Origin of the sequence: Rhodococcus sp. AH-ZY2 (assembly GCF_030916465.1) — a bacterium.
Taxonomy (GTDB): Bacteria; Actinomycetota; Actinomycetes; order Mycobacteriales; family Mycobacteriaceae; genus Rhodococcus; species Rhodococcus ruber.
Genome location: NZ_CP126458.1, coordinates 4,988,198 through 5,014,543, shown reverse-complemented (window position 1 = coordinate 5,014,543; position 26,346 = coordinate 4,988,198). Strand labels below are relative to the sequence as shown.

19 protein-coding genes and 1 pseudogene are annotated in these 26,346 nt (G+C 70.5%); 15 read left to right on the top strand and 5 right to left on the bottom strand.

What is annotated here, in order from left to right:
* Positions 1-43: 43 nt before the first annotated feature.
* The 3 genes from QNA09_RS24015 to QNA09_RS24005 all read left to right on the top strand — a co-directional run bounded on the left by QNA09_RS24015 (position 44) and on the right by QNA09_RS24005 (position 4,549).
* Entirely contained in the window at positions 44-1,408 is a 1,365-nt protein-coding gene (locus QNA09_RS24015; protein WP_064066386.1) for a deoxyribodipyrimidine photo-lyase, read from the top strand.
* Positions 1,409-1,646: 238 nt separating this feature from the next.
* The gene (locus tag QNA09_RS24010; RefSeq protein WP_040273158.1) at positions 1,647-3,011 is read left to right on the top strand and encodes a TIGR01777 family oxidoreductase; all 1,365 of its coding nucleotides are present in this window, start codon (positions 1,647-1,649) and stop codon (positions 3,009-3,011) included.
* Positions 3,008-4,549 carry an SDR family oxidoreductase gene (locus tag QNA09_RS24005; RefSeq protein ID WP_017681122.1) on the top strand — a complete coding sequence of 514 codons (1,542 nt, stop codon included), beginning with the start codon at positions 3,008-3,010 and terminating at the stop codon, positions 4,547-4,549. Before QNA09_RS24010 ends, QNA09_RS24005 begins: the two co-directional genes overlap by 4 nt.
* A 53-nt stretch (positions 4,550-4,602) precedes the next feature.
* Here the strand turns inward: QNA09_RS24005 and QNA09_RS24000 are convergent, their stop codons facing one another.
* The 3 genes from QNA09_RS24000 to QNA09_RS23990 form a co-directional block, all read right to left on the bottom strand.
* Positions 4,603-6,462 (bottom strand): BCCT family transporter, encoded by a 1,860-nt coding sequence (locus tag QNA09_RS24000; RefSeq protein WP_374121864.1) that lies wholly within the window; start codon positions 6,460-6,462, stop codon positions 4,603-4,605.
* Positions 6,463-6,689: 227 nt separating this feature from the next.
* Positions 6,690-7,271: a lipocalin family protein gene (locus tag QNA09_RS23995; protein WP_010595511.1), complete on the bottom strand. Its 582-nt coding sequence runs from the start codon at positions 7,269-7,271 to the stop codon at positions 6,690-6,692.
* Positions 7,272-7,294: 23 nt separating this feature from the next.
* Complete coding sequence (locus QNA09_RS23990; RefSeq protein WP_228287136.1) at positions 7,295-7,918, bottom strand: fasciclin domain-containing protein; 624 nt, start codon at positions 7,916-7,918, stop codon at positions 7,295-7,297.
* 201 nt (positions 7,919-8,119) lie between these two features.
* On the opposite strand from QNA09_RS23990, the gene QNA09_RS23985 reads away from it, so the two are divergent.
* The 3 genes from QNA09_RS23985 to QNA09_RS23975 all read left to right on the top strand — a co-directional run bounded on the left by QNA09_RS23985 (position 8,120) and on the right by QNA09_RS23975 (position 10,223).
* The gene (locus QNA09_RS23985) at positions 8,120-8,749 is read left to right on the top strand and encodes a dienelactone hydrolase family protein (protein WP_040273153.1); all 630 of its coding nucleotides are present in this window, start codon (positions 8,120-8,122) and stop codon (positions 8,747-8,749) included.
* Positions 8,750-8,914: 165 nt separating this feature from the next.
* Positions 8,915-9,490 carry a sigma-70 family RNA polymerase sigma factor gene (locus tag QNA09_RS23980; RefSeq protein WP_010595507.1) on the top strand — a complete coding sequence of 192 codons (576 nt, stop codon included), beginning with the start codon at positions 8,915-8,917 and terminating at the stop codon, positions 9,488-9,490.
* Positions 9,480-10,223, top strand: a complete 744-nt coding sequence (locus QNA09_RS23975) for an anti-sigma factor (protein ID WP_010595506.1) — start codon at positions 9,480-9,482, stop codon at positions 10,221-10,223. Before QNA09_RS23980 ends, QNA09_RS23975 begins: the two co-directional genes overlap by 11 nt.
* A 108-nt stretch (positions 10,224-10,331) precedes the next feature.
* Here the strand turns inward: QNA09_RS23975 and QNA09_RS23970 are convergent, their stop codons facing one another.
* Complete coding sequence (locus QNA09_RS23970; RefSeq protein ID WP_119699214.1) at positions 10,332-10,751, bottom strand: MarR family winged helix-turn-helix transcriptional regulator; 420 nt, start codon at positions 10,749-10,751, stop codon at positions 10,332-10,334.
* Between the two features lie 74 nt (positions 10,752-10,825).
* On the opposite strand from QNA09_RS23970, the gene QNA09_RS23965 reads away from it, so the two are divergent.
* Both QNA09_RS23965 and QNA09_RS23960 read left to right on the top strand, forming a co-directional pair.
* A complete protein-coding gene (locus tag QNA09_RS23965; RefSeq protein ID WP_119699213.1) occupies positions 10,826-12,898 on the top strand; it encodes an MMPL family transporter in 2,073 nt (690 codons plus the stop codon).
* A 127-nt stretch (positions 12,899-13,025) separates the two neighbouring features.
* Positions 13,026-13,379, top strand: a complete 354-nt coding sequence (locus QNA09_RS23960; protein WP_010595503.1) for an HPF/RaiA family ribosome-associated protein — start codon at positions 13,026-13,028, stop codon at positions 13,377-13,379.
* A 69-nt stretch (positions 13,380-13,448) separates the two neighbouring features.
* Here the strand turns inward: QNA09_RS23960 and QNA09_RS23955 are convergent, their stop codons facing one another.
* A complete protein-coding gene (locus QNA09_RS23955) occupies positions 13,449-14,747 on the bottom strand; it encodes a DUF2254 domain-containing protein (protein WP_119699212.1) in 1,299 nt (432 codons plus the stop codon).
* A 343-nt stretch (positions 14,748-15,090) separates the two neighbouring features.
* Here QNA09_RS23955 and kdpF point away from each other — a divergent pair, with 343 nt between their 5' ends.
* The 7 genes and pseudogenes from kdpF to lysX all read left to right on the top strand — a co-directional run bounded on the left by kdpF (position 15,091) and on the right by lysX (position 26,335).
* Positions 15,091-15,189 (top strand): K(+)-transporting ATPase subunit F, encoded by a 99-nt coding sequence (gene kdpF / locus QNA09_RS23950; protein ID WP_017681113.1) that lies wholly within the window; start codon positions 15,091-15,093, stop codon positions 15,187-15,189.
* Positions 15,190-15,196: 7 nt separating this feature from the next.
* A complete protein-coding gene (gene kdpA / locus QNA09_RS23945; RefSeq protein ID WP_119699211.1) occupies positions 15,197-16,897 on the top strand; it encodes a potassium-transporting ATPase subunit KdpA in 1,701 nt (566 codons plus the stop codon).
* Positions 16,894-18,984 (top strand): potassium-transporting ATPase subunit KdpB, encoded by a 2,091-nt coding sequence (gene kdpB, locus QNA09_RS23940; RefSeq protein WP_119699210.1) that lies wholly within the window; start codon positions 16,894-16,896, stop codon positions 18,982-18,984. The genes kdpA and kdpB overlap by 4 nt, the downstream gene beginning before the upstream one ends.
* A gap of 5 nt (positions 18,985-18,989) precedes the next feature.
* Positions 18,990-19,649, top strand: a complete 660-nt coding sequence (locus QNA09_RS23935) for a potassium-transporting ATPase subunit C (protein WP_119699209.1) — start codon at positions 18,990-18,992, stop codon at positions 19,647-19,649.
* A gap of 7 nt (positions 19,650-19,656) precedes the next feature.
* Positions 19,657-22,191, top strand: a complete 2,535-nt coding sequence (locus tag QNA09_RS23930) for a sensor histidine kinase KdpD (protein ID WP_010595498.1) — start codon at positions 19,657-19,659, stop codon at positions 22,189-22,191.
* A pseudogene (locus tag QNA09_RS23925) lies at positions 22,188-22,867 on the top strand (response regulator). The gene QNA09_RS23930 and the pseudogene QNA09_RS23925 overlap by 4 nt, the downstream one beginning before the upstream one ends.
* A 168-nt stretch (positions 22,868-23,035) precedes the next feature.
* Positions 23,036-26,335, top strand: a complete 3,300-nt coding sequence (gene lysX / locus QNA09_RS23920) for a bifunctional lysylphosphatidylglycerol synthetase/lysine--tRNA ligase LysX (RefSeq protein WP_026137853.1) — start codon at positions 23,036-23,038, stop codon at positions 26,333-26,335.
* The last annotated feature ends 11 nt before the right edge of the window (positions 26,336-26,346 follow it).

Sequence of the window (26,346 nt, the reverse complement as noted above, 5' to 3'; positions counted from 1 at the left end):
CGCTCCCCGCCCGCCCGGCCCCGTTCTCCCGCACACTGGACGGGTGAGCCGCCCCGGTATCGTCTGGTTCCGCCGCGACCTGCGGCTGCGGGACCTGCCCACCCTGCTGTCCGTCGCCGACTCCACCGACCGTGCCCTCGCCCTGTTCGTGCTCGACGAGTCGCTGCTGCGTCCCTCCGGTTCCCCGCGCCGCACCTTCCTGATGCGGTGCCTGCGCGCCCTCGACGAGGATCTCGGCGCCCGTCTGCTCGTCACCCACGGCGACCCCGCCACGGTCGTTCCGGCGCTGGCCCGGGAACTCGACGCCGACGCGGTGCACGTCAGTGCCGACCACGGACCGTACGGCACCCGCCGCGACGACGCCGTCGAGCGGGCGCTCGGCGACGTCCCGCTGCTGCGCACCGGCTCGCCCTACGCCGTCGCCCCCGGCCGCATCCGCAAGAGCGACGACACCCCCTACAAGGTGTTCACCCCCTTCCAACGGGCGTGGCACGAGCACGGCTGGCGCGCACCCGCCGTCACCGACGCCGGCACCGTCGACTGGATCGACCCCGGCGGTCTCGACGCGCGCGTACCGATCCCCGCCGACGACGACCTCGACGGCGCCACGCTGCCGCCCGCCGGTGAGGCGGCCGCGCTGCACCGCTGGCACGAGTTCCGCGACGACGACCTGCCGCACTACGACACCGACCGGGACCGGCCCGATCTCGATCGCACCAGCCGTCTCTCGCCGTACCTGAAATTCGGGTGCATCCATCCGCGCACCCTCCTGCACGACGTGCGCTCCGACCGCAGCGCGGGCGCGAACCGTCTGCGCAGCGAACTGGCCTGGCGCGACTTCTACGCGGACGTGCTGTACCACCGGCCCGACACGGCCCGCCGCAACTACAACCGCCGCTTCGACGACATCGCCTACGACCGCGGCCCCGACGCCGAACGCAACTTCGCCGCATGGAAGCAGGGCCGCACCGGCTTCCCCATCGTCGACGCGGGCATGCGGCAGTTGCTCGCCGAGGGCTGGATGCACAACCGGCTCCGGATGATCGTCGCGTCCTTCCTCGCCAAGGATCTGCATCTGCCCTGGTGGTGGGGTGCCCGGCACTTCATGGACCGGCTCGTCGACGGCGACCTGGCCTCGAATCAGCACGGGTGGCAGTGGACCGCGGGCAGCGGTACCGACGCCGCGCCCTACTTCCGGGTGTTCAACCCGCTCACGCAGGGGGAGAAGTTCGATCCGACGGGTGAATACGTGCGCCGCTGGGTACCCGAACTGCGAGGTGTGGACGGCAAACGCGTGCACCGGCTCCCGGACGGCCCGCCGGACGGGTACCCCGAGCCGATCGTCGACCACGCCCACGAAAGACAGGTGGCGCTCGACCGCTACGGGCGGATCGGCGGAAAAGGCTGACCCATCCGGGCCGCGCACCACTCCGAATACCGAGGGGACGGAACGCCCGTCCCGGACGGACAACCGAGAGGAACACCACCGTGCGAGAACTCGTCGAGACAGCGTTCATGGCAATCCACACTCCTCTGGTGAACGCCTACACCATCCTGATCAACATGATTCCCAGCTGATTCCGCGGCGGCGCCGGGACGATCCCGGCGCCGCTTCCGCGAACCCGGACCAGGCGGAGGAAGGCACGATGGGCATCACGTATTCGAGCGTCGTCGACGCGCCGCGCGGCGACGTCTTCGACTGGCACAGCCGGCCGGGCGCGATCATGCGTCTGCTCCCCCCGTGGCAGCCGCTGCGGGTGATCTCCGAGAGCGAGTCCCTGAAGTCGGGCCGGGCCGTGCTCGGCCTGCCCGGCGGACTGCGGTGGGTCGCCGAACACCAGGCCGACGCCTACGACCCGCCCGCGCGATTCGTCGACAGCGTCGGCCGCGACGGGCTCACCTCGCTGCCCGCCGGACTGGTGATGCCGTGGCGGCACGAGCACACCTTCGAGGCGCTCGGCTCCCGTCGCACCCGGGTCGTCGACCGAGTCGACACGCCCGTCCCGGAGTTGCTGCTGAAGCAGACCTTCTACTACCGGCACCGCCAGCTCGCCGACGACCTCGCCGCCCATCAGTGGTCCCACGAGCAGGGAGTGCGACCCGCGACGGTCGCCGTCACCGGATCGTCGGGTCTCGTCGGCACCGCGCTGTGCGCCTACCTGAGCACCGGCGGCTACCGGGTCGTCCGGCTCGTGCGCGGCGAACCGCGCGACGACGACGAACGTCGCTGGGATCCGGACGCGCCCGCACCCGACCTGCTCGAGGGCATCGACGCCGTCGTCCACCTCGCCGGCGCCTCGATCTCCGGTCGCTTCAACGCCGCCCACAAGGCCGCGATCCGGGACAGCCGGATCCGGCCCACCCGGCTGCTGGCCGAACTCGCGGCACGCACCCCCAACGGGCCGGCGACGTTCGTCTCCGCGTCGGCGATCGGGCTCTACGGCTACGACCGGGGCGACGAACCGCTCGCCGAGGACGCGCAGCAGGGGTCCGGGTTCCTCGCCGACGTCGTCGCCGACTGGGAGGCCGCCACCGCTCCCGCCTCGTCCGGTGGACTGCGCGTGGTGCTGGTGCGGACCGGCATCGTGCAGACCCCGCGCGGCGGGCCGCTGCAGCTGCTGCGCCCGCTGTTCGAGGCCGGGCTCGGCGGCCGGCTCGGCAGCGGCCGGCAGTGGCTGTCGTGGATCGACCTCGACGACCTGCTCGACGTCTACCACCGGGCCCTCGCCGATCCGAGGATCAGGGGACCGATCAATGCCGTTGCCCCCGAACCGGTTCGCAACGACGAATACACCCGCACGCTCGCGCGGGTGCTGCACCGGCCGGCGCTGCTGCCGGTGCCGGGATTCGGGCCCCGGCTGCTGCTCGGCGACGAGGGCGCGCGGGAGGTGGCCACCGCCGATCAGTGCGTGGTCCCGCAGTGCCTGGTCGACCACGGCCACCGGTTCCGCCGGCCGAAGCTCGAAGCCTGCCTGCGCCATCAGCTCGGTCACATCGTGGAGAACGAATGAACACCCCTGCGCTGCGCATCCTCGTCACCGGCGCCACCGGCTACATCGGGGGCCGGCTCGCGCCGCTGCTGATCGACGCCGGCCACCGGGTGCGGGTCCTGGCCCGCACCCCGGACAAGTTGCGGGACGTGCCGTGGGCCGGCGACGTCGAGATCGTGCGCGGTGACCTGACCGATCCGCAGTCCCTGGCCGTCGCCTGCCGGGACGTCGACGTCCTGTACTACCTGGTGCATTCGATGGGTGGGCGCGGAGAGTTCATCGACACCGAACGCGCGGAGGCCGAGAACGTGGCCGCCGCGGCCCGGGCGGCCGGGGTGCGGCGCATCGTGTATCTCGGTGGGCTGCATCCGGACACGGCCGACCTCTCCACCCATCTGCGGTCCCGGGAGCAGGTCGGCCGGATCCTCGTCGAATCCGGGGTGCCCACCCTGGCGCTGCAGGCCGGGGTGGTGATCGGTTCGGGCTCCGCGTCGTTCGAGATGATCCGGCACCTGAGCAACCGTCTGCCCCTGATGACCACCCCGAAGTGGGTGAACAACAGGATCCAGCCCATCGCGGTGCGCGACGTGCTGCACTACCTGGTGGGCGCCGCCACCGCTCCGCTCCCCCGCAGCCGCACCTACGACATCGGCGGCCCGGACGTGCTGCGCTACGGCGAGATGATGCAGGTGTATGCCGAGGTCGCTGGGCTGCGCCGGCGGCGCATCCTGGTGCTGCCCGTCCTCACCCCGAAGCTCGCCGGGCTGTGGATCGGGCTGGTCACCCCTATCCCGCCGTCGCTGGGCCGGGCCCTGATCGAATCGCTGAGCAACGACGCGGTGGTCTCGGAACACGACATCGACGACGTGATCCCTCCGCCGCCCGGCGGACTGACCGGCTACCGGGAGGCGGTCGGGTTGGCGCTGCACAAGATCGAGCGCGGCGACGTCGAAACCACCTGGGCGAGTGCGTCACCCGTCGGTGCGCCGGCCGAACCGCTGCCGTCCGATCCGCACTGGGCGGGCGAGGTGGTCTTCGTGGACGAGCGCCGCATCGACTGCGACACCGACGCGGGCACGGTGTGGGAGGTCGTCGAGAGCATCGGCGGCGAGAACGGCTGGTACTCCTTCCCCCTCGCCTGGACGATCCGCGGGTGGCTCGACCGCTTCGCCGGCGGCGTCGGCCTGTCCCGGGGCCGCCGGAATCCGCGCACCCTGCACACCGGGGACGCGCTCGACTTCTGGCGCGTCGAGCGCCTCGAGCGGCCCACCCTGCTGCGGTTGCGGGCCGAGATGCGGGCACCGGGCGGGGCCTGGCTCGAGTGGCGTATCGAACCGCTCGATCCGGGCCGGGCCCGGCTGCACCAGCGGGCGATCTTCTTCCCGAAGGGACTTGCGGGACGGGTCTACTGGTACGCGCTCGTGCCGTTCCACGGCATCATCTTCAAGGGCATGCTCGAGAACATCGCGGGCGCCGCGCACCGAGCCGCTCGCGATCCGGCACGCACCCCGCCCGCCGACCCGATGTCACATCCGGTCGATTCGATCGACGCAATGTGACATTGGGTCGCGGCGGGCGGTCGGTCGCGGCGGACTGACGGTCGCGGCGAGCGTCAGTCGCGGGTGGTCGCGCGTCGCTCGTCGGCTTCCCGTTGCGCCACGCCCTCGGCGGACTCGGCGAACTCCGGGGTGTCGAACACCTCGCCGCCGAGGGGGTCCTGCGGGCGGGCACCGTGGTCGATTTCGACCCGTCCGGTGTCGGCGTCGACGCTGACCGAACGGGCCGGCAGCTCGTGCACGGCGATGACGAGCGGTGCGCGGGCCCCCGGCGCTGCGGCGCCGTTTCCGTTGGTGTCGAGGCCGGCGAGCGTCGCGGAGATGCCCCGCCGGTGGGGGGCGCCGTGGCCGCCCGGGGCGGGCGTCGCCGCGCTCACCGCAATCTGGAGGTACCGGGGCGCGGTCGCCACCTCGTAGCGGAACGCCTTGAGCATCGACACGCAGGCCAGCACCATGACGATCGAGAACGGCACCGCCGTTGCGATGGATGCGGTCTGCAGCGCGGTCAGCGATCCGCTGCCGCCGACGAGCAGCAGCACCGCCGCCGCGATCCCTTCGAGCACCGCCCAGTAGACGCGCGTGATCCTCGGGGTCTCGAGGTTGCCGCCGGTGGCGAGGATGTCGATCACGAGCGAACCCGAGTCCGAGGATGTCACGAAGAAGAACACGACCACGAGGATCGCGAGCAGGCTCGTCACCACGGCCAGCGGAAGGCCGTCGAGGAGGACGAACAGCGAGGTGTCGGTGTCCACGGTGCCGTCCGCGGCGAGCATGGTGCCCTCGTCGCGCTGCCGCAGGATTCCGGAGTCGCCGAAGATCGTGAACCACAGCGACGCGACGAACGTGGGGGCGAGCAGAACACCGAAGACGAACTCCCGGATCGTGCGGCCGCGGGAGATGCGGGCGATGAACATGCCGACGAACGGCGCCCAGCTCATCCACCAGCCCCAGTAGAAGATCGTCCACGCGCCCGACCAGCCGTCCTCGGCGAACGGTGCGGTGCGCAGCATCAGCTCCGGCAGGGCCTGCGCGTAGCCGCCGAGGTTCTGCACCCACGACTGCAGCAGGAACAGCGTCGGCCCCAGCAGCAGGACGAACACCGCAAGCGAGGCCGCCAGCACCATGTTGATGTTGGACAGCCATTTCAGGCCGCGCGAGACGCCGGAGACCACCGAGAAGGTCGCCAGGCCCGTCACCCCGACGATCAGCCCGACGGTGAGCCAGTTGTTCGTCTCGACCCAGCCCAGGTAGTCGAGGCCCGCCGAGATCTGCTGGACGCCGAAGCCGAGAGAGGTGGCGACGCCGAAGAGGGTGCCGACGATCGCGATCGTGTCGATCGCGTGCCCGATCGGTCCCTCGACGCGGGCGCGTCCGAGGAGCGGTTCGAGCAGCCAGCGCACCGACAGCGGCCGGCCCTTGCGGTACGTCATGTAGGCCAGACCGAGGCCGACGACGACGTAGATCGCCCACGCGTGCAGACCCCAGTGGAACATGGTCAGTTCCATCGCCTGATTGGCGGCGGCGTCCGTCGAACCGGGGATCCGGCCTGCCTGCGGGGGATCGACGTAGTGCGAGAGTGGTTCGGCGACACCGTAGAACACCAGGCCGATGCCCATGCCGGCGCTGAAGAGCATCGCGAACCAGGACAGCATTCCGAACTCGGGTTGTTCGTCGTCGCGGCCGAGTTTGATGTTGCCGACGCGGCTGAGGCCGCAGTACAGGGCGAAGATCACGAATCCGGTGGCGATCAGGATGTACCACCAGCCGACGCCGTCGGTGATGGCACGGTTGAGCGCGTCGACCGCCCCCTCGGCCGATCCCGCGTAGACGACCGCGAACACGATCATCCCGAGGATCACGAGCGAGGCGGGAACGAAGACGGGCTTGAGCAAACCCCGCCATGCGTCGCGGATCATCTTCACCAGCTCCTCGTGTCGCGACGAGCCGGGTCCGACGATCGGAAGGCTCGTCCACGTCGCGAATCGAACCTAACAGAGCCGGGGCGTGCCCGGGGGAAACGCATCCGGGCTCCGGCGCCGCCCGCGCGCGACCGAATGTCACATGCGATCGATGGAACCGACGCAATGTGACATTCGGCCGGGCAGGCGGGGCCGGGGTGAGTCCGCTACGCGCAGAACACCGTTCACACGGTGCAGAGCGGCTTGATCTCCTGTAGGCCCTCCGTGGTGGGCGAGGTGAGCATGAGGCAGCTGTTGTAGCCCTGCTGCTCGACCACCGACCGGATCTGTTGCCACGCGGCGGCGTCGACCACCGGTGACCGGGACAGGACGAACCCGGAAACCCGGGTCGGATCCCCCACGAGCGCCCACGAGTAGTCGTCCGCGAGGTAGCCGACGATGTAGTTGCTCGGCCCGTCCAGGGAATCCTGGGTCGGCACGCCGGGGAAGCTCACATGCAAGGAGGCGGTGTCGTTCACTCGCGCGTTGCCGACGATTCCGCGCCGCTCACCGGTGACGGTGGTGCACGAGTTCTCCACCCGCACGTTGCGCTCGTCGATCAGCGTGTAGTTCGCGGTGGTGTCGAGCACGCAGTCGAGATTGAAGGGCGCGGGATTGGCGGCCAGTTGATACCAGGTGCCCATGTACCGGTTCACGTCCAGCTCCGCCACCGGGGTGAGCGGAGCTGCCTGCGCCGGTGCCGCCGTGAGGGCGGCGCCCGCGGCGGCCAGAGCGGCCGCCGCGAGGCCTCGGATCGTTCGTCTCACGTCACTCCTCGGGTGCTACCGGGTCACTGCTGCGGCGCCGGCGGCATCAGGACGGTGTCGATGAGGTAGACGGTCGCATTGGCCGTCTTCACACCGCCACAGATGACGTTGGCGTCGTTGACCTTCCATTCCTCGCCTTCACCGGTCACCTCGACGGTACCGCCCTGGACCGTGGTCTGGGTGCCTTCGATGTCCGACGGCGGGATCTGACCCGGCACCACGTGGTAGGTGAGGATGCTGGTGAGGGTGGCCGTGTCGGTCTTCAGGCTCTCGATGGTGGCCGGATCGATCTTGGCGAAGGCGTCGTCGACCGGCGCGAACACGGTGAACTCGCCACCGTTGAGCGTGTCGACCAGGTTCACCTCGGGGTTGAGCTGACCCGACACCGCTGCGGTCAGGGTCGTGAGCTCCGGGTTGTTCGACGCAGCGACGGCCACCGGCTCCTGCGCCATACCCTCGATCGAGCCCGGCCCGGTCGGTACCGCGGCCGCGTAGGCGTCACAGCCCGGGCCGACGAGGCCCGACGCCATGGCGTCCTCGGAGGTGGTCGGCGACATCGCCGACGTGGCGTTCTCCATCGCCGACGTGGCCGACGTCGCCGTCGAGGAACCGGAGTCGTCGGACGAGCACGCCGCGACACCCATCATTGCCATCGCGCCGATTCCGACTGCCGCCAAGCTCTTTCGCGTGTTGATAACCATGGCCCTCTTCCCTTCGGTGTCGTGATCCGTGCGACCACGTCGGTCAGGTGTGTCATCTGCCATTCGGCACGGCCGGGAGGGCGGATGGGTGGGTGTGGAGAATTTTTTTCGACCCATCCGATTCGGGCCACGCTCCGAACACCGGGCATGGAGATCGCATCGAACCGGCCCCGCGCTCACGTGCTGGTTCTCCCGGGCGGCAAGCCGGTCAGCACATCCGCCGCCCGGCCGTGGCACCTGTCCGCGTTGCGGATGACATTGCTGACCGAGTCCCTGCGTTCCCGGCTGAGCATGTACGACATCACCGTCGGCCAGGTGCACTACACCTACCGCGGCTGGAACGGGGACCGGATGAGTCCCGTCCACGATGCACTGCACGCCCTCGACGAGGTGCGCCGGCGGCGCGGCGACGTCCGGATCGGGCTCGTGGGTCACTCCATGGGCGGACGGGTCGCGGCCCACCTCGCGGCCCAGCCGGGTGTCGGGGCTGTCGTCGCGCTGGCACCGTGGTGGCCCGAGGACGACGGCGCGCTCGTCCCGCCCGAGCGCCGGCTCCTGGTCGTGCACGGCACCGCCGACACGCGGTGCGACCCGCGCGTGAGCGCGGTGCAGACGGCCCAGGCCCGCGGGCGCGGCGTCGACGCCCAGTTCCGGCCGCTGGCGGGCGGCGGTCACTTCCTGCTCACCAAGCCGGGCTGGTGGCATGCGGTCACCGCCGAGTTCCTGCGGGAATCCCTGGCCCCGGCCGGCCGGCCCACCGGAGGTGACCATGTCTGACGTCCCACGCGCTGCAGCCCTCCGGATGCCCCGGAGGTGATCGCGGTGCTCGATTCGACCCTTGCCCCGCCCCCCGGCCCCGGCCGCCGGGACGGTCCGCCGGCGGATGGCTTGAGCCGCCCGAATCGCCCGACTAGGCTTTCGCTCGATGAGCGGACAGAGCCGATGACCGGCGTCGGCGGACGTACCGACACACTCGACGCGTTGCTCGCGCGCGTAGCGGCGCAGGATGCGGCTGCATTCGCCGAGTTCTACGACCTGACCCGTGCCCGGGTGTACGGCATGATCCTGCGGGTCCTGCGCGATCCCGGCTACAGCGAGGAGACCGCGCAGGAGGTCTACCTGCAGGTCTGGCGGTCGGCCTCCGGGTTCGACGCCGCGCAGGGTTCGGCGCTGTCCTGGCTGATCACCCTGGCGCACCGCCGCGCCGTCGACCGGGTGCGGTCCGAACAGTCCGGGGCCGACCGCGAGGCCCGCTACGGCGCGAGCAACGTCGACTCGGCGTTCGACGTCGTCAGCGAGGAGGCGGCCCGGCGCGAGGATCGGCAGCAGGTCACCCACTGTCTGGGCACACTGACCGATCTGCAGCGGCGGTCCGTCGAACTGGCCTACTACGGCGGCCTGACGTACCGCGAAGTGTCCGAACAACTTTCGGTCACGCTACCGACCGTAAAATCGAGAATCCGCGACGGACTACTCCGTCTACGCAAATGTCTGGGGGTGCAGGGCGATGAGGAGTGAGGCCCGGCCCGGTTTCGGCGATTCCGACCGCGAACTGATCGACCTCGCGGTCGTGTATGCGCTCGATGCGGTATCCGACGCCGAGCGCCGCGACATCGAGGCCCGGGTGGCCGGAGCCGATCCCGAAGTGGTGACGGCGTTCGACCGGGAGACGGCGGCCGTGCGGGAGACGATGGCGGTCGTGTCGGCGTCGACGGCCTCCGAGCCGCCTGCACGTCTGCGTGAGCGCCTGCTCGACGCGGTCGCGGCCGAGTCCGGTCCGCCTGCCGCACCGGTCTCGCTGGACGAGCGGCGCAACCGGCGACGTAACTTCCTGCTCACCGCGGCGGCCGCGATCCTGATCGCCGTGGGTGGATTCGCCGTTGTGACCCAGCTGCAGGAGAAGACCGCGACCACTTCGGAGCAGGTGTTCGCGGCGGAGGACGTGCGCACCACCTCGGGTGAGATCGAAGGCGGCGGAGTCGCCACGGTGGTGTACTCGAAGGAAGCCGACGCCGGTGTTCTGGTGATGAACAACGTGACACCGCCCGCCGAGGGCAGTGTCTACCAGATGTGGCTGATCACCCCCGAAGGCCCGGAATCCGCGGGCATCATGGACGCCGAGGCGGTGGCGCCGTCCACCACGGCCGTCCTCGAGGGTGTCGGGCATTCGACCGCGCTGGCCTTCAGCGTCGAACCGCCGGGTGGGTCGACGCAACCGACGCAGATCTTCGCACAGTTGCCGCTGGGCTGACCCGCCGGACGGACCTGTCCGCCGCGGTGCGGCAGGTCGACGCAGCCGCGGTGCGGCAGGTTAACGCAGCCGCGGTGAGGCAGGTCGACACAGCCGCGGTGCGGCAGGTCAACGCTGTGCCGATCGGACCAGTTCGATCAGAAGGGAGCGCAGGGTGCCGGGGTCGGATACCACCGCGGTCGGTTGCGCATCGGTGCGTTCGAGTTCGATCATCGCCCGGTACAGCTCGTTCCCCGACTCGGTGATCTGCACACGCATGCGCCGCTCGTCGGCGGGATCGACGGTGCGCGTGACGAGGCCGGACCGCTCGAGATGCTCGACGGTCCGGCTCATCGTCTGGTCGGTCACCCGGCACGCCCGGGCGATCTCCCGCTGGGAGCGGGGTCCGTCGGCGATCGTATGCAGGGCCACCAGCCCGGCATGGGTGAGACCGTGAGCGCGCAGAGTCGATTCCCAGGCCTGTTCCACCAGCCGGGCGGCCGTGGACAGCAGCCGGCCGGTCGGCCAGCTCTCGAGATCGTCGCTCATGAGATACCTTTTCACTATTGTTCAGCTAGCTGAGTAATTTGGGCTCGGCGTAGTCGCATTCTCCTGGAGGAAGATTGAACACCGTCACCGCGCCGGCTCGTTCACCTCGCCGCATCCGCTGGCTGCTGCCCGCGCTGCTGCTCATCGCGTGGCTCGCGATCGCGGGCGCCGGCGGCCCCTTCGCCGGCAAGCTCAGCGAGGTCCAGCAGAACGACAACAGCTCCTTCCTCCCGGCGTCCGCGGAATCCACCCGGGCGGGCGAACTCTATGCGGACTTCACCGACACCCGGTTCGTGCCCGCGATCGTCGTCGCCGAACGCCCGTCCGGCATCACCCCCGACGACCTCGCCTACCTCGCGGGAGCGTCCGCCGGCCCGCCGCCGGTTCCGTCGCAGGACGGTCAGGCCGCACGGCTGATCGTGCCCGTCGACAGCACCGGAGAGGTCGGCGAGGCCGTCGACGAGTTGCGCGCGGAGCTCGCGAACCCACCCGAGGGGCTGACGGTCCTCGTCACCGGACCCGCCGGGCAGATCGCGGACCTGACGACGGCATTCGAGGGCATCGACGGCCTGCTGCTGCTGGTCGCCGGCGGCGTGGTCCTGCTGATCCTCGTCGTCGTCTACCGCAGTCCGCTGCTGCCGTTCGTGGTGATCCTCTCGGCGGTGTTCGCCCTCGCACTGGCGAGCCTGCTGGTGTACCTGCTGGCCGACGCCGGCATCATCGCCCTCAACGGACAGAGCCAGGGCATCCTGTTCATCCTCGTCTTCGGTGCCGCGACCGACTACGCGCTGCTCCTGGTGTCCCGATACCGCGAGGAACTGCGCCTCGAGCAGGACCGGTTCGCCGCGATGCGCACCGCGTGGCGGGCGACGCTGGAGCCCATCGCGGCGTCGGCGGGCACCGTCATCGCCGGCGTGCTGTGCCTGCTGCTGTCCGACCTGAACTCCAACCGCGGCCTCGGCCCCGTCGCCGCGATCGGCATCGTCGCCTCGTTCGTCGCCTCCATGACCTTCCTGCCGTCCGCGCTCGTGCTGCTCGGCCGCGCCGCGTTCTGGCCCAAGCGGCCCACCGTCGACCCCGACGCCGATCGCGACGACCTCGCCTCGGCGCACCGGTTCTGGAGCGCCCTCGCCCGGAAGGTCGGCGCCCACCCGCGCCGGATCTGGGTCGTGTCGAGCATCGTGCTCGTCGGCTTCGCGATGCTGCTGCCCCAGTTCGAGGCCGACGGCGTCGCGCAGTCCGAGATCTTCCTGCTCGAGACCGAGTCCGTGACCGGCCAGGAGGTGCTCGGCAGGCACTTCGATGCGGGCACCGGATCGCCCGCGGTGATCATCACCCGTGAGTCCGCGGCGGGCGACGTCGCCGCCGCCGCCCGCATCGAGGGCGTCACCGAGGTGGTACCGGTGACCGGGCCGGACGGCGCGACGACCGTCGTCGACGGCCGCGTCGCGCTGCAGGCGACCCTGTCGGACCCGGCCGACTCGCTGGCCGCCGAGGACACCGTCGAACGCATCCGCGACGCGGTGGCCGGGATCCCGAACGCCGAGGCGCTGGTCGGCGGCAACTCGGCGGTGGACCTGGACACCAAGAACACCGCCACCCGCGACCGCACGGTCATCATTCCCGTCGTCGTCGCCGTGGTGCTGCTGATCCTCGTCCTGCTCCTGCGCGCGATCGTCGCCCCGGTGCTGCTGATGCTGACGGTCGTCGTGTCCTTCGCCGCCACCCTCGGGGTGTCGTCGCTGGTCTTCGACCACCTGCTCGGGTTCCCCGGCGCCGACCCGGTGGTGCCGCTGTTCGGCTTCGTCTTCCTCGTCGCGCTGGGTATCGACTACAACATCTTCCTGATGACGCGGGTGCGGGAGGAGAGCGCGCGCGTGGGCACCCGGCGTGGCACGCTGCGGGCCCTGACCGTGACCGGTGGTGTGATCACCTCGGCGGGCATCGTCCTGGCCGCGACGTTCTCGGCACTGGCGGTGATCCCGCTGCTGTTCCTCGCCCAGATCGCGTTCATCGTCGCGTTCGGCGTGCTGCTCGACGCCCTGCTGGTCCGGTCGCTGCTCGTTCCCGCCCTGACCATCGACATCGGCAAGCGGGTGTGGTGGCCGAGCGCGCTCTCCCGCCGCGAACCCGAGCACCCCGGCTAGACGGACCCGGCTAGACGGACCCGGGTTGCCGCCCGTCGTCGTGCTCGGGTGGAATCGGAGCGGGCGCGGTGCGGAACCCGGGGGATCCCCTCCGGCCGTATCGCCGGACCGAGAAGGAGACAGATCGATGCAGATCCAGCTCAACAAGGACAGCCACATCCAGATCGACGACGACATCGCCGACCGCCTCGAGAGCGAGCTCGCGTCCGCGGTCGAGCGGTTCGCCGACCGGATCACCCGGCTCGAGATCCACCTCAGCGACGAGAACGCCGGGAAGTTCGGCACCACGGACAAGCGGTGCCTCCTCGAGGCCCGCATCGCGGGTCAGCAACCGATCGTCGTCACCCACAACGCCGGCTCGGTGAAGGAAGCGTTCGACGGTGCCGTCCACCGCCTGCGCAGCCTGCTCGATTCCAAGCTCGGCCGCTCGAGCGACCACAAGGGCGGTCCCTCCATCCGCCACATGGGCGTCGAGGAGTAACCGGCCGCGACCCGGAATCCGCTCGGGAACCACCGGGCGGATTCCGTCGCGCGAGTCACGCGCGACGGCTCAGTCCACCTCGTGCTCGGCCGGGTCGACCGGAGACTCGGCCACGGCCCGGAACCGGGCGAGGTCCTCGGGGTGGTGCCCCGGCTCGGCGGCCACGGACTCGACGAGCAACCGCAGTTGCCGCTCGAGCTCCGGTACGTGCTCGTCCCGGTCGGCGGCCCGCACATGGTCGGTCAGCATGCGCAGCACCCGCGCGACCGCGGTGGCCACGTGCAGTTGCCGCGGACACGCCTGCCGGATCTGCTCGAAGGCGTGCTCGACGTACTCCGGCGGGGACAGCATCCACGGGCGCAGCAGCACCCGGCCGTCGGCGCCGGCGACCGACAGCGGCGGCACCTCGGCGGTCAGGAGCGTCCGCAGCAGACTGCCGATGCGCAGGACCACCTCGGTCGCGGTGGTGGGGTCGTTGATCGCCGAACTGAGAGCGCGCAGGCCGATGTCGACCAGCTGGCGCAGCGCGAAATCCACGTCCTGCTGCATGGTGCGGGTGTCGGAGATCTCCACGGCGGCCTCGAGCCGGCGACGGACCCTGTCGGCACGGTCCGGGACCGGCCACACGCGCAACAGCACTTCGCCGCGATGGATGTAGGCGCCGGGACGCGTTTCCAGGCGCACCACCGTCGACGGGGGTACCGACGCGAGAAGATGCTCGGTCGGCGCCTGGGTCACCCAGCCGTCCCGGACCGCCGGAACCGTCATGATCGCGTCGGAAGCCGGCCGGGACACCGCCGCGGCCGGGCGTTCCGTGCGGCTCTCCCGAACCGCTGCGTCGAGCACCCCGTCCGCTTCGGTGGCGATCGTGCGCACCACCTCACCGACCTGCAGTCCGTGCGCGAGCCTGTCGAGATAGGCGACGATCAGGACGACGGTTGCCACCGTCAGCACCAGGGCCACGGTCATCGACACCCCCGGCGCCGCTTCGGCAGCCTCGGCTCCCACGTGCCGCAGCGTCAGCACGCAGTAGACGAACGTCGCCACGAGCATGCCGATCACCGTCTGGCTCACGCGGTCCCGGATGAACGAGCGCATCACCCGGGGCGAGAACTGGCTGCTGGCCAGCTGCAGGCTGACCACGGTCAGTGAGAACACCACCCCCGCCGTGGTGATCGTCGCGCCCGCCACGGTACTGAGCAGCCACGTCGCGCCGTTGCTGTTCATCTGCACGGCCCACCCCGCGACGTCGGTGGGGAGGGTGCGGTCGAGGTACGCGGTCACCTCGGCGAGGATCACCCCGGCAGCGACGATCAACGTCGGCAGCGCGAACAGGCTCTCGCGAAATCGGTACGCGGCAGCCGCCATACGCAGCTGCGGCAGCGGTCTCGGACGGGCACTCATACCCGTCGACGCTATCCGCTGACCAGCGTCCGGTCTCGGAACCCGCGGGCACTGCGCCGCCGGGACCCGCACCGGCGTGTAAAGAACTCGTCAGGACATCGACCGCGGGCATCAAGATTCCGTATGGATCGCCGTCGAGGGAAGCGCACGGTGCAACAGTGTGGTGCGGGGCGCCGATCGGCGCCTGATTCGTGTCTACGACAAGGGAAGACGACATGGCCGACGCCGCGTACGTGGTGCTGATCCTGGCTGGGTTCCTGGTGTGCGCTCTGGTCCTGCGTGCCCTGCACGCGCGAGGGGCGAACCGATGACCTGGGCGGGCGCGGCGAGTGTCGCGCTCGTCGTGATCGCGGTGGCACTCGTGGCGTACCTGCTGATCGCGCTGCTCGATCCGGAGAGGTTCTGACGATCCGATGACTCCAGTTGTTGCCGCGGGACTGCAGATCGCCCTGGTCGTCGCAGTCCTGGCATTGGCATACGTTCCGCTCGGTGACTACATGGCGAGGGTCTACACGACCGACACCGACCTCCGGTGGAAGGACCTGCGGATCGAGTCGCTGATGTACCGGGTGTGCCGGATCGATCCCCGCGCCGAGCAGACCTGGTACGGATACGCCGCAAGTGTGCTCGGCTTCTCCCTGGCGAGCGTGCTCTTCTTGTATCTCCTGCAGCGCGTTCAAGGCATCCTGCCGCTGAGCAACGGGCTGGCGGGGGTGAGCCCGGCCGTAGCGTTCAACACGGCCGTCTCGTTCGTCACCAACACCAACTGGCAGTCCTACGTGCCCGAGACGACGATGAGCCCACTCACCCAGTCCGCCGGGCTCGCGGTGCAGAACTTCGTCTCGGCGGCGGTGGGGATGGCGGTCGTGACCGCCCTGATCCGTGGTCTGGTGCGCGTCGGACGCGGCGGCGAGATCGGCAACTTCTGGGTGGACCTGGTCCGCGGGACCCTGCGGATCCTGCTACCGCTGGCATTCGTGATCGCCCTGATCCTGCTGAGCCAGGGCGTGATCCAGTCGTATCGCATCGGCTTCACCGCGACCGGACTGGACGGCGACACGGTCACGAACGCGCTCGCGCCGGTTGCCTCGCAGGAGGCGATCAAGGAACTCGGCACCAACGGCGGCGGCGTCCTCGCCGCGAACTCGGCGCACCCGTTCGAGAATCCCACCCCCGTCACCAACATCGTCGAGATCCTCGCGATCCTGCTGATCCCGGTGGCGCTGACGCGCACGTTCGGCACGATGATCGGCAACCGACGGCAGGGCCTGACCGTCCTCGGCGTGATGGCGGTGCTCTACGGCACCGTCCTGGCGGTGGCGCTGGCCGCCGAATCCGGTACGCGGGGTGTGGCGGCGAACGCCGCCGGCGCGATGATGGAGGGCAAGGAAGTCCGGTTCGGGATTCCCGGTTCGGTGCTGTTCGCGGTGTCGACCACCGGCACGAGCACCGGTGCGGTGAACTCGGCGCACGACAGCATGTCCCCGCTGGGCGGCGGGGCCGTTCTGCTGAACATCCTGCTCGGCGAGATCGCGCCCGGCGGCGTCGGCACCGGCCTGTACGGCATGCTGGTGCTCGCGGTGCTCGCCGTGTTCGTCGGGGGCCTGCTCGTGGGGCGCACCCCCGAGTTCCTCGGTAAGAAGCTGCGCAGGCGCGAGATCACCCTTGCCGCGCTGACGGTCCTGGTCATGCCGGCCCTGGTACTCGTCGGCACCGGAATCACGGTGATCCTCTCGCCCACCACCGGGTATCTCGGCAACTCCGGGGACCCGGGCACGCCGGGCGCGATCCACGGCTTCACCGAGGTGCTCTATGCCTATGCCTCGGCGTCGAACAACAACGGCAGCGCGTTCGGCGGACTGACCGTCACGAGCGATTGGTTCCAGTCCTCGCTGGGGATGTGCATGCTGCTCGGGCGGTTCCTGCCGATCGTGTTCGTCCTGGCTCTGGCCGGCTCGCTCGCCTCCCAGCGGCGCACCCCGGCCGGGGCGGGCACGCTGCCCACCACCGGTGTGGCATTCGCCGGGCTGCTCACCGGAACCGTCGTACTGGTTGCGGCTCTCACCTTCTTCCCGGCCCTGGCCCTGGGCCCCGTCGCGGAGGCACTGCATTGACCGTCGATGTTCATTCCCACCGGGAGACGATCGCCTCCCGCCCGCATCGTGTCGGCGGGGGCGTGTTCAGCCCCCGTCAGCTGGCAGACGCCCTGCCGGGAGCGATCCGCAAGCTCGATCCCCGGCATGTGGCGCGGAATCCGGTGATGTTCGTCGTGCTGGTCGGGTCGGCGGTCGCCACCGTCGCGGCGATCGTCGAACCCACCCTGTTCGCCTGGTCGATCGCGGCGTGGCTGCGGTTCACCGTGCTCTTCGCCAACCTCGCCGAGTCGGTCGCCGAGGGGCGAGGCAAGGCGCAGGCGGCGAGCCTGCGAAAGGTCAAGCAGGACACGGCAGCCCGTCGCCTCACCGGTCCGGCCGCCGAGGAATCCGTATCGGCCACCGAGCTGCGCGTGGGCGATCTCGTCGTGGTGGAGACCGGTGGGACGATTCCCGGGGACGGCGACGTGATCGAGGGCATCGCCACGGTCGACGAGTCGGCGATCACCGGAGAATCCGCCCCGGTGATCCGCGAGTCGGGCGGCGACCGGTGCGCCGTCACCGGCGGCACCACCGTGCTCTCCGACCGCATCGTCGTGCGGATCACCGCCCCACCCGGGCAGACCTTCGTGGACCGGATGATCGCTCTCGTCGAAGGCGCCGCCCGGCAGAAGACCCCGAACGAGATCGCCCTGAACATCCTTCTCGCGGCGTTGACGATCGTGTTCCTGCTCGCGGTGGTCGCGATCGCTCCGATGAGCGCGTATGCCGGTGTCGAGCAGGGACCGGTCGAACTGATCGCGCTGCTGGTGTGCCTGATACCCACCACGATCGGAGCCCTGCTGTCCGCGATCGGCATCGCCGGCATGGATCGGCTGGTGCAGCGCAACGTGCTGGCCATGTCCGGCCGTGCCGTGGAGGCCGCCGGGGACATCGACACCCTGCTGCTGGACAAGACCGGAACCATCACCTACGGCAACCGCCGCGCCACCGCACTGCACCCGGCTCCCGGCATCACGGATGACGAAATAGCTTCCGCGGCAAGGATGTCGAGCCTGTCCGACGGTACCCCCGAGGGACGCAGCATCGTCGAACTCTGCGCCGAGCGGTACCACCTCGATCCGGGGCCGTCGGACGCCGAGCGCTCCGTCGAGTTCGTCGCCTTCACCGCGCACACCCGGATGAGCGGCCTCGACACCGTCGCCGACGCGGACACCCCGGTCCGAATCCGCAAGGGGGCCGCCGATGGGGTGAGCCGCTGGGTGGCCGAGGAGGGCGGACGGACGCCCGACGCGGTGAGCGCCGTCGTCGACGACATCGCCCGCGTCGGCGGAACGCCTCTGGTGGTGGCCCGGTGCGACGCCCGGGGCGCGTCGGTGGTCGGCGTCGTCGAACTGTCCGACGTCGTCAAACCGGGCATGGCACGGCGGTTCGCACAACTGCGCGCGATGGGCATCCGCACGGTGATGATCACCGGGGACAACCCGCTCACCGCGCGGGCGATCGCGGCCGAGGCGGGGGTCGACGACTACCTGGCCGAGGCGACTCCCGAGGACAAGCTGGCGCTGATCCGCTCGGAACAGCAGGGCGGACGGCTGGTCGCGATGACCGGCGACGGAACCAACGACGCGCCCGCCCTGGCACAGGCCGACGTCGGGGTGGCGATGAACACCGGCACCTCCGCGGCCAAGGAGGCGGGGAACATGGTCGACCTCGACTCCGATCCGACGAAGCTGATCGAAGTGGTCGAGATCGGCAAGCAGCTGCTCATCACGCGCGGGGCACTGACCACCTTCTCCCTGGCCAACGACCTGGCGAAGTACTTCGCGATCCTGCCCGCCCTCTTCAGCGGGATCTATCCGCAGCTGGCGGGGTTGAACATCATGGGACTGGCCGCCCCGCAGTCCGCGATCCTGTCGGCGGTGATCTTCAATGCCCTGGTGATCGTGGCGCTGATACCGCTGGCCCTGAAGGGTGTGCGGTACCGGCCGGCGAACGCGTCGTCGCTGCTGGGGCGGAATCTGCTCGTCTACGGCCTCGGTGGGGTGATCACCCCGTTCGTCGGGATCTGGCTGATCGACCTCGTGGTGCGTCTGGGAATCGGGTGACACGGATGGGATTCGGGAACTTCTTCGCAGGATTGATCCGGCAGGTGCGGGCCGGCCTGCTGATGCTGGTCGCACTGACCGTGATCGTCGGAGCGGCCTATCCGGCGACGGTATGGGTGGTGGGACGACTCGGTGCGGCGAGCGCCGAGGGTTCGGCGCTGACCGACGCGAACGGGTGCATGGTCGGCAGCCGGCTGATCGGCGTCGATCCGCAGGTCGCCGTCGGTGAGCCCGACCCGTTCTTCCACACGCGCGTCGTCGGCTCGGTCGCCGGCGGGGACGCATTCACCCCGGGCGACCCGGCCGCCGCCCTGCCGTCCAACCAAGGCCCCGGCAGCGAGGTGCTGGCCGCCTTCGTCGACGAGCGGCGTGCGGCGATCGCCGCACGCGAGCAGGTGCCGCCGCAGGCCGTTCCCGTCGATGCGGTCACCGGATCCGGCTCCGGCGTCGACCCCCACATCTCCCCTGCCTACGCCGCGGTGCAGGTGCCGCGGGTCGCGCGGGTCACCGGCATCCCCGAGCAACGGGTCCGCGAGCTGGTCGCCGCGCACACCGAGGGCCGGCAACTCGGGTTCCTCGGCGCCGAACGAGTGAACGTGCCCGAGCTGAACGTGGCCCTGGGACTGACTGCACCCGACTGCGACGAGGTCCCCTCGGGTGGATGATGGCGTCGTGACCGGTACCGCACGCACCGCCGTCCCCGAGGCGTCGCGCCGGGGACGGCTGCGGATCTACCTCGGTGCCGCCCCCGGCGCGGGAAAGACGTTCGCCATGCTGGGGGAGGCCCATCGGCGAATCGGCCGAGGCACCGACGTGGTGGTGGCGATCGTGAACACGCACGGGCGGGCGCGCACCACCGAGCAGCTGGCCGGCCTCGAGATCGTCCCGCCACGGCGGATGACGTACCGCGACACCGTGTTCGACGAACTCGACCTCGACGCCGTGCTGGCCCGCCGGCCGGCGGTCGCCCTGGTCGACGAGCTCGCCCACACCAACGTGCCGGGCAGCCGGCACACCAAACGCTGGCAGGACGTCGAGGAACTGCTCGACGCGGGCATCGACGTCCTGTCCACGGTCAACATCCAGCACCTCGAGTCCCTCAACGACGTCGTCGAGCAGATCACCGGCGTGGTGCAACGCGAGACCGTGCCCGACGACGTCGTACGGCGCGCCGACCAGGTCGAGCTCGTCGACATCACCCCGCAGGCGCTGCAGCGGCGTCTCGCGCACGGCAACGTCTACGCGCCGGAGAACGTCGATGCCGCGCTGCGCAACTACTTCCGCGAAGGGAACCTGACCGCCCTGCGCGAGATCGCCTTGCTGTGGCTCGCCGATCAGGTCGACCTTGCGCTCGCGAAGTACCGCGGCGAACACGCCATCACCGACACCTGGGAGGCCCGCGAGCGCGTCGTCGTCGCCGTCACCGGCGGGCCCGAATCGGAGACCCTGGTGCGCCGGGCCAGCCGCATCGCCGCCAAGGCGAGCGCGGAGCTGATGGTCGTGCACGTCGTCCGGGGCGACGGCCTCACCGGTGTCTCGGCGCCGCAGATGGGAAAGGTCCGGACCCTCGCCGCGAGTCTGGGCGCCAGCCTGCACAGCGTCGTCGGCGACGACGTGCCCACCACGCTGCTCGACTTCGCGCGGGAGGTGAACGCGACCCAGCTCGTGCTCGGCACGTCGCGGCGCCCGCGATGGGCCCGCATCCTCGACGAGGGCATCGGGGCGGCGGTCGTCCGCGACTCCGGCAGGATCGACGTGCACATGGTGACCCACGAGCACACGGCCCGAGGCCCGAAGATGGCGTTGCTGGGCCGCCACGAGCGGCGACTGCAGTCCTGGATCGCGGCAGCCGTCATCCCCCTCGTCGCGACCGCCCTGATGGCCGTGATCGACCGCCTCACCGGGGTGGCCGGCCAGAACGCGTTGTTCTTCGTCGTCGTGCTCGCCGTCGCCCTGTTCGGCGGAATCGGCCCCGCCGTCGTCGCGGCCCTGCTGTCCGGCCTGCTGCTCAACTTCTTCTTCACCGAACCGCGCTACAGCTTCACCATTGCCGAACCGGACAACTTCGTCACCACCGTGGTGCTGCTCGTCGTCGCCGTGGCGGTCGCCGCGCTGGTCGACGCCGCCGCGGCCCGGGCCCGCGAGGCGCGGCTCGCCGCGCAGGAGGCCGAACTGCTCGCCCTGTTCGCCGGCGCTGTGCTGCGCGGCGCGAACGTCCACAGCTTGCTCGACAAGGTCCGCGAGACCTACGGGCAGTCCGGTGTCGCGATCCTGCGTTCCGAGAACGGCCGCCGCCACGTCGTCGACCGCACCGGAACCACTCCGCCCGCCTCGGTCGACGAGGCCGATACCGTGTGCGAGATCGACGACGGCCGTCTTGCGCTACTGCTGTCCGGCCCAGGATTGCGACCCCGCGACCGCCGGATCCTCACCGCGGTCACCGGGCAGATCGCCGGGTTGATCCGCCAGGACGAACTCACCGCCGAAGCGGCGAAAGCCTCGGCCCTGGCCGAAACCGACCGTCTACGGCGGCTGTTGCTGTCGGCGGTGAGCCACGACCTGCGCACCCCGCTCGCCGCCGTCAAGGCCGCCGTGTCCAGTCTGCGCAGTACCGACGTCGAATTCTCCGCCGAGGACACCGCGGAGCTGCTCGCGACGATCGAGGAGTCCACCGACCAGCTCACCGCCCTCGTGTCGAACCTGCTCGACTCCTCTCGGCTCGCGGCCGGGGTGGTCACGCCCGTCCTGCAGCCGCTCTACCTCGACGAGGTGCTGCACCGGGCCGTGGTCACGCTCTCGAGCGGCGGCCCGGACGCCGCCCGCCGGGTGCGCGAACGACTCGAGGTCGACGTCGGCGACACGATGGTCGAGGCGGACAGCGGCCTGCTCGAACGAATCCTGGCCAACCTTCTCGACAATGCCCTGCGCTACGCGCCGACCGGCCCGATCCGGGTCGGTGCCGTCACTTCCGGTGACCGCACCACCGTCACCATCGCGGACTGCGGTCCCGGCCTCGGATCCGGCGACGCCGGCAACGTCTTCCCACGAATCGGCGACCACCGCAGCGGCGGGGCGGGGCTCGGATCGACCGTCGCGCGAGGATTCGCCGAAGCGATGAGCGGAACCGTCACCACCACCGAGACACCCGGCGGCGGGACGACCATGGTCGTCGAACTCGCGTCCGCGCAGCCGAGGGTGCCGCGATGACCCGCATACTCGTCGTCGACGACGAACCACAGATCCTGCGCGCGTTGCGCATCAACCTCACCGCACGCGGGTACGAGGTGATCACCGCCGGTGACGGACGCTCCGCCCTGCGGGCCGCCGCCCAGCAGCGTCCCGACGTGATCGTCCTCGACCTCGGACTACCCGACCTCGACGGGATCGAGGTGCTCGCCGGGCTGCACGGCTGGTGCACCGCCCCGGTCATCGTCCTCTCGGCACGTACCGACGCCCTCGACAGGTGGCCGCTCTCGATGCCGGAGCCGACGACTACGTCACGAAGCCGTTCGGGATGGAGGAGTTCCTCGCCCGCATCCGCGCCGCGGTCCGCCGAGCCGGCACCATCTCGGGCACGACCGAACCGGCGATCGACACCGACGACTTCACCGTCGACCTCGCCGCGAAGAAGGTCACGCGCGACGGCGCACCGGTTCACCTGACTCCCACCGAGTGGGGGATGCTCGAGGTGCTGGTGCGCAACCGCGGAAAGCTCGTCGGGCAGCGCGAACTGCTGGAAGAGGTGTGGGGACCGTCCTACACGACCCAGACCCATTACCTGCGGGTGTATCTCACGCAGCTGCGGCGCAAACTCGAGCCCGATCCCGCCCATCCCCGGCACCTGCTCACCGAGCCGGGGATGGGATACCGCTTCGAACCTTGAGGCAGACCGCCCGAGACGAAGTCGACGGTCCGAGCGGCACAGGACGGCACAGGACGGCACAGGACGGACGGCACAGGGCGGACGGCACAGGGCGGACGGCACGACGGATTCGCACCGAATTGTCGGTTCCGACCGGTACGAGGTCCTGCGCGGCGCTACCGTCGACGCATGTCAGCGGACGTTGCTGCGGCACCTGCGGCGCACCCCCACCTGTCTGCCCGGCCCCGCGGCCGCCTGAACTCGGTCCCGCACGTGGCGGGCCTGACCCTCGGGATCTTCGCCCTCGCGGTGGCGCTGTGGTCGCTCTCCCCCACCCTGCGCTACTTCGTCCACACCCCACGCGAATACGTCGACACCTACCTGTTCGACGCCCCCGACACCAGCCTGTCGTATGCACTGGTGCTCGGTCTGCTCGCGGCGGCCCTGGCCAGTCGCAAGCGGATCGCATGGTGGATTCTCACCGTGTACCTGGCCGGATTCGCGATCTACAACGGGTACGTGGCGGTGTCGGAGCGCGATATCGGCGCGGCGATCGGTCTCGTGGTGCAGGTCGCGGTGGTGGGGATCCTGCTCGCGGCGTACCCGGAGTTCTACACGCGGGTCCGTCGCGGCGCGGTGTGGAAATCGCTGGGTGTCCTCGTCGCCGGCCTGGCCGTCGGGACACTGATCGGGTGGGGCCTGGTGGAGCTGTTCCCCGGCACCCTGCCGTCCGACGAGCGGTTGCTGTGGGCGGTCAACCGGGTCACCGCCCTGTCCCTGCTCGACAACGATCAGTTCAGCGGGCGCCCACACGGATTCGTCAACACCCTGCTCGGCCTGCTGGGGGCGCTGGCGCTGATCGCGGCGGTGATCGTGCTGTTCCGGTCGCAACGGGCGACCAACGCACTGACCGGGAACGACGAATCCGCCATCCGGGGCCTGCTCGAGCGGAACGGCGACGATTCGCTGGGCTACTTCGCGACCCGGCGCGACAAGGCGGTGGTCTTCGCGCCCAGCGGTAAGGCCGCGGTGACCTACCGCGTGGAGGTCGGGGTGTGTCTCGCCAGTGGGGATCCCATCGGAAATCCGGAGGCGTGGCCGCACGCGATCGACGAGTGGCTCGCGCTCGCCCGGGGGTACGGCTGGGCGCCGGCGGTGATGGGGGCGAGCGAGGCCGGCGCCGGCGCCTATCGCCGGGCCGGTCTGTCGGTCCTGCAACTCGGCGACGAGGCCGTTCTCCACACCACGGGGTTCTCGCTGTCCGGCCGGGAGATGCGGCCCGTGCGCCAAGCCGTGACGCGGGCGCACAAGCAGGGCGTGACGGTGCGTATCCGCCGGCACCGGGACGTTCCCGAGGCCGAAATGGCGCAGGCGATCCGCCTTTCCGACGACTGGCGCGACACCGAGACCGAACGCGGATTCTCGATGGCGCTCGGCCGGCTCGGGGATCCGCTCGACGGCCGGTGCGTGCTCGTGGAGGCGACGGTCCACGGCGAGGTGGTGGCGTTGCTGTCCCTCGTCCCGTGGGGGGCCGACGGCGTCTCGCTCGATCTGATGCGGCGGAATCCGCAGGCCCCCAACGGTGTCGTGGAGATGATGGTGTCGGAACTCGCTGCTCACGGCGGCGAGTTCGGGATCACCCGGATCTCGTTGAACTTCGCGGTGTTCCGCTCGGTGTTCGAGGAGGGCGCACGGATCGGCGCCGGTCCGGTGCTGCGGCTGTGGCGTTCGGTGCTGGTGTTCTTCTCCCGCTGGTGGCAGCTCGAGGCGCTGTACCGGTCCAACGTGAAGTACCAGCCCGAGTGGGTGCCCCGGTTCCTGTGCTTCGCCGACAACCGGGTGCTGCCCCGGGTCGGGATCGCGTCGGCGATCGCCGAGGGCTTCCTCACGCTGCCCAGCTTCGGCCGGGAGCGGAGCGCCCGCCGCCACACCGGAACCCAGACGTCCGCTCCTCCGGCGCTCGTCGAGACCGGCACCCTGCGTGACGACGGCGGCGCCCCCGCCACCCTGCCGGCGCCGGAGTCGCGCACCGGACCCCGCCGTCCGGAGCAGGTGCGGGTGCGGATGGCGAAGCTCGAACGGCTCGAGGAGGCGGGCGTCGACCCGTATCCGGTGGCGAACCCGCCGTCGCACACCTGCGCGGCGACGGTGACCGCACCCGAGGGCACCGCGGTGCGGATCGCCGGTCGTATCCTGCGACTCCGCGACTTCGGCGGCGTGCTGTTCGCGGTGCTGCGGGACTGGTCGGGGGACGTGCAGATCCTGGTCGACCGCAGCCGCGTCGGCGGCCGCCGGTTCGTGTTCGACCTCGGCGACCTCGTCGAGGTGAGCGGGGTGACGGGCCGCAGTCGCAGCGGCGAGCTCTCGGTGCTCGCGGAGGACTGGCGGCTCGACGGCAAGTGCCTGCACCCGCTGCCCGACAAGTGGCGCGGCCTGACCGATCCGGAGGCTCGGGTGCGGCAGCGGTACGTCGACCTCGCGATCAACCGCACCGCGCGCCGGTTGCTCGCGGCGCGCAGCGCGGTGGTGCGGTCGCTGCGCGAGCAGCTGCAGGCGCGGGGCTACCTCGAGGTGGAGACCCCGATCCTGCAGCCCGTGCACGGCGGCGCCAACGCCGCCCCCTTCACCACCCACATCAACGCCTACGACCTCGACCTGTACCTGCGGATCGCACCCGAGCTGTACCTCAAACGCCTGTGCGTGGCGGGCATGGAACGGGTCTTCGAGATCGGCCGGGTGTTCCGCAACGAGGGGGCGGACTTCAAGCACAATCCGGAGTTCACGATTCTCGAGGCCTACGAGGCGCACGCGAACTACGAGGTCATGCGGGTGCTGGCCCGCGAGCTGATCCAGGCCGCGGCCGTCGCGGCCCACGGACGTGCGGTGATCGTCCGGCCCGGCCCCGACGGGACGCCCGTCGAGATCGACATCTCCGGCGAGTGGCCGGTGAAGACGTTCCACGGGGCGGTCTCGGACGCCCTCGGCACCGAGATCGACGCGCAGACACCGGTCGAGGAGTTGCGCCGGCTGTGCGACGAGCACGAGATCCCGTACAACCCCGAGTGGGACGCCGGTGCGACGGCGCAGGAGATGTACGAGCACCTCGTCGAATCCCGCACCGAATTCCCCACCTTCTACACCGACTTCCCCACCTCGGTGTCGCCGTTGACGCGCCCGCACCCGACGAAACCGCTCGTCGCGGCGAAGTGGGACCTCGTCGCCTGGGGGATCGAACTCGGCACGGCCTACAGCGAGCTGACCGACCCGATCGACCAGCGGGCCCGGCTCACCGAGCAGTCGCTGCTCGCCGCGGGAGGCGACGAGGAGGCGATGGAACTCGACGAGGACTTCCTGCAGGCGCTCGAACACGCCATGCCGCCCACCGGGGGTCTCGGCATGGGGGTCGACCGGATCGTCATGCTGATCACGGGCGGCAGCATCCGCGAGTCCCTCGCCTTCCCCCTCGCCAAGCCCCGCGCACGCCGGTGAGCACCCCGGTT